This window comes from Nocardia sp. NPDC004415 (assembly GCF_053602435.1).
Window position 1 is genome coordinate 1 of record NZ_JBSGDP010000121.1, and the last position, 3,432, is coordinate 3,432.

A 3,432-nucleotide genomic window follows, 5' to 3' on the forward strand; every position below is an offset into this window, starting at 1 on the left:
GAGCGCTACCTCATCCTCGGCGCCTGCAACCCACCGCTCGCGCACCGAGCCGTCGAGGTGAACCGTCAGATCGGACTACTCCTGCCCTGCAACGTGATCGTGCGCGAGCATCCGACCGCCGATGGCGCGGTTCTGGTGGAGGCGATGAACCCGCAGCTGATGGTACAGGTCACCGGCGAACCCGAACTCGCCGAGGTCGCAGCGGAAGCAGGACGACGTCTGCAGTCCGCGATCGACACTCTGACCGCCGAAGGCTGACCCCGCCGGTACGTCGGCCAGGAGATACGTCGCGGTCACCGCGCGATGTTCGCCGCCGGGATCGTGGTGACCGACTTGCACTGCCAGCACTCGAATTCGTTGTCGTCCCTGGCGATATTCTGGCGTGCGTTACACCGACGGCACATCACGGCGCGCATTCCAGGGGGCGGAGCCGGTTCGCCGGGTGCTGCCAGGACCGCCGCCAGGACGCCGATCGGCCCCAAGAGGAACCCCACCAGGAAGAATCCGCCAGGACTTCGTCGTTTTCCGCTCGGCGATTGCAAGGCTGGTGGATCCGAAGACGACGCCGATGAACATCGCAGCCATGAGTGCCACGAAGATCTGGTTCAGTGTGTCGTCCATATGGTCCTCTGTTCTTGCTTTGTCCTCAGGGGCTCTAGCCTTGGGGCCCTTGAGTTTTCGGCCGTGATCATTGTGCATCGGAGCGCCTGTGCATGCCATGGTCGCCGGGGCACCGGATGAACGAACCGTCGCGTAGTTATGAGTCGCGTCGGAACCGCCCCGGGCTAGATGCACACCTGCCGGCGCGCCGACGGTGGAAAAGATTTCGGCAGCGTGATCCGACCGGATAGTGGCAGATCGCAGAGGGTGTGGCCGTACTGCTCGAGGGTGTGGTAGACGATCGCGCGGTCGTTGATGACCAGTTCCGGAATCGTCTGCCCCTGGATCGGTCATCACGCCGATGCGCCGCCCGGAAAGGCGCGGCGCATCGGCGTGGATCGGTGGTTGTCGACCGGGTCAGATGAAGTCGGCGATATCGGCCATCAGGCGCAGCTTGGGTCGAGCGCCGACGACCGTCTTGACTGGCTCGCCGGCCCGGAACACCATCAGCGTCGGCATCGACATCACTGCGTAGGCGGCGCGGGTCTCGGGGTTGGCGTCGACGTCGAGCTGCACGATCTTGAGCCGCTCGGACTCTTCCTGAGCGATCTCGGCGAGCACCGGCGAGATCATCCGGCACGGGCCGCACCAATCGGCGGTGAAGTCGACGAGCACCGGAAGTTCGGACTCGAGGACCTCGCTGGCGAACGTCGCGTCCGTCACTGTGATAACTCCGCTACCGTGCGTCATATTTTTCTCCCAGTTTCATGGTCGTAGCCGGTTGACCGGTCGTCGCCAACGGTAGGCATTGACGTCGGCGTCAAGGCAAGTAGTGATCGATCGTTGGCCACGGCCTTGCCGGTCGAGTGACGAATTCTGTTGCAGGATCGCCAGTTCGAGGTCTTTCAGCCGTTGACTGGGCTCCAGCCCGGCTTCCTCGCCGAGGAGCCTGCGCAGGCGCTGGTAGGCACTCAGCGCCTCGACCTGACGATTGTTCCGATACAGGGCGAGCACCAATTGGGCACACAGTGTCTCCTGGAACGGCTCACCATCGGCGAGTTCGCTGAGCTCGCCCAGTACTTCGGGGTGAGACACCCCGCCCGTTCGGGTGGTGTCTCACCCCGATCGCGTATCGGGGTCAGTCGGCCGGGTCGGTCACGGCTGTCTGCCGACTGCGACCGATGCCGTTCGGGAGCAGGCCCGGCGCGGTCAACTCGCACAGCGGCCGCGGTGGTCGAGGCTGGTCATCGAGTCCGGGCTGGAGCTGACCGAGGATCCAGCTGCGGACACCCTGCAATTGGCCGATGAGGTCGTCGAGTTCGGCCACCTTCCTTCGGTAGACCTCGGCCGACGTGGGGCACGCGTCACCCGACGGACTCCCGGCCTGCAGGCACTCCACGAACGGCCGGATCTCCTCCAGGTCGAACCCGCATTCCTGCAGCGTCTGGATCTGCCGCAGTACGCGGTGATCGTCCTCGTCGTATACCCGGTACCCGCGCGCATCGCGCCGAACCTGCAGCAAACCTCGCGACTCGTAATAGCGCAAGGCCCGTGTCGTCGTCGACGCGAGCGCGGCCAGTTCTCCGATCCGCATCAGATTCCCTCCCGATCCACCTGCACTCGAGGACATCTGGTCGAGTGATACCGCATACAACCTCCGGCCCCGGCGACCTAATCCCTGAAGTTCGCGTGGCGCAGCAGGGCTCGCCGGGTTGCGCTCTCTGTTTCACCGGCCTGTTCGGCCACGGGGACTCGATGAAGTCAGCCGCCGTGATGCCCATCTGAGTCAACAGTGTCCGCGCCGCGGCGAGAGTTTCGGCGGTGAGAGCAGATCGGGCACTTGGCGTGGTCACAGCGATCCCTCCAGGATTTCGTCGGCTCTGAGTCATCAGTCCGTCGAGTACCGCCGGGGGATGGAGCAAAAGGCGGCGCTGGGACCGGTGGGCGACCAGCAGTACCCGGTCACCTTTCTCGAGCAGGCCGACGTTCCTGCAGGGCGGTCTGGGGCGGGATGACCGGCTCGATCACCCCTGATCACCCCCGGCGGGCGGGAGCGTTGAAGCCCCCTTGACGGTGCCAAAAGTGGCGAACCAATCACTTTCTGAAAGATATATGTGCAGGTCAGAGGCTTGCACTGCTGAACTACTTCGTGTGCGAGTGCGCTCGAACACGCCGGAGCCCTGATCTGGCCCGGAGGCCAGGAATCTGTGCGCGAGAGGGGACTTGCATGCAGATCGCGGAGAACAACACCAGCAATATGTGATCGAGCACGATCGAATACATATCGCGAAACACAGTGCGCACCGATCATATACGAGCTGCTGCGTCGGTTCTGTGGCGCCTTTCGGCTGGGCCGGGGGAAGGGGTCCCGATGCTCGGATCGGTACTCGGCTTCGGCATCCACGCGCTGATTTGTCCGCTGGTCTCAACCGCGACGGGCGGATCCCAGCCACTCGTCGCTCAGGCGAACGCTGCCATTCGCGGGCTGTGATTTTGGTTTCGAAAACTACGACCCCCGCCCGGCCGGTGAGTCCTTGATACCCCCGGGGGTATGAAAATTACCCCCGGGGGTATATCGTGGACGGCGGTCCGCGGCTTCGGCCGTCCAACTGGGCGGCTCCGCGTGAATCCCGGTGGCGAACTACGCCCAGTTCAATACCCCCACCCGTATAAGGAGACCTCCGAAATGATCAGCAAGGACGCTGTCGCCGACGATCGGTTGGCGGTGACGACAGGACAGAAGCCAGCAGGCGGCCCGCCCATAGGGGGCGGCGTGCTGGCGCGCATAGGCGCGACCATGGCCACCCATGCGAAGTGGGTTTTCGGGATGTG

General features: G+C 64.2%; 5 protein-coding genes. 1 reads left to right on the top strand and 4 read right to left on the bottom strand.

Features of this window, described 5'->3' with window-relative positions:
• Positions 1–258 (top strand): DUF302 domain-containing protein (locus ACWEMY_RS29140; protein ID WP_452392593.1); only part of this gene is annotated, 258 nt, incomplete at its 5' end.
• Positions 259–387: 129 nt separating this feature from the next.
• On the opposite strand, the gene ACWEMY_RS29145 is transcribed toward ACWEMY_RS29140, so the two are convergent.
• The 4 genes from ACWEMY_RS29145 to ACWEMY_RS29160 all read right to left on the bottom strand — a co-directional run bounded on the left by ACWEMY_RS29145 (position 388) and on the right by ACWEMY_RS29160 (position 2,194).
• Entirely contained in the window at positions 388–621 is a 234-nt protein-coding gene (locus tag ACWEMY_RS29145; RefSeq protein ID WP_452392594.1) for a hypothetical protein, read from the bottom strand.
• A 396-nt stretch (positions 622–1,017) separates the two neighbouring features.
• Positions 1,018–1,323, bottom strand: a complete 306-nt coding sequence (trxA, locus tag ACWEMY_RS29150; protein WP_452392595.1) for a thioredoxin — start codon at positions 1,321–1,323, stop codon at positions 1,018–1,020.
• Between the two features lie 42 nt (positions 1,324–1,365).
• Entirely contained in the window at positions 1,366–1,695 is a 330-nt protein-coding gene (locus tag ACWEMY_RS29155) for a BTAD domain-containing putative transcriptional regulator (protein ID WP_452392596.1), read from the bottom strand.
• Positions 1,696–1,738: 43 nt separating this feature from the next.
• Positions 1,739–2,194, bottom strand: coding sequence for a MerR family transcriptional regulator (locus tag ACWEMY_RS29160; protein WP_452392597.1), 456 nt, complete (start codon positions 2,192–2,194; stop codon positions 1,739–1,741).
• Between the last annotated feature and the right edge of the window lie 1,238 nt (positions 2,195–3,432).

Excerpts from the sequence above, each read along its gene's own strand:
- ACWEMY_RS29145 (WP_452392594.1), bottom strand. The coding sequence starts at position 621 with ATGGACGACACACTGAACCAGATCTTCGTGGCACTCATGGCTGCGATG.
- ACWEMY_RS29160 (WP_452392597.1), bottom strand. The coding sequence starts at position 2,194 with ATGCGGATCGGAGAACTGGCCGCGCTCGCGTCGACGACGACACGGGCC.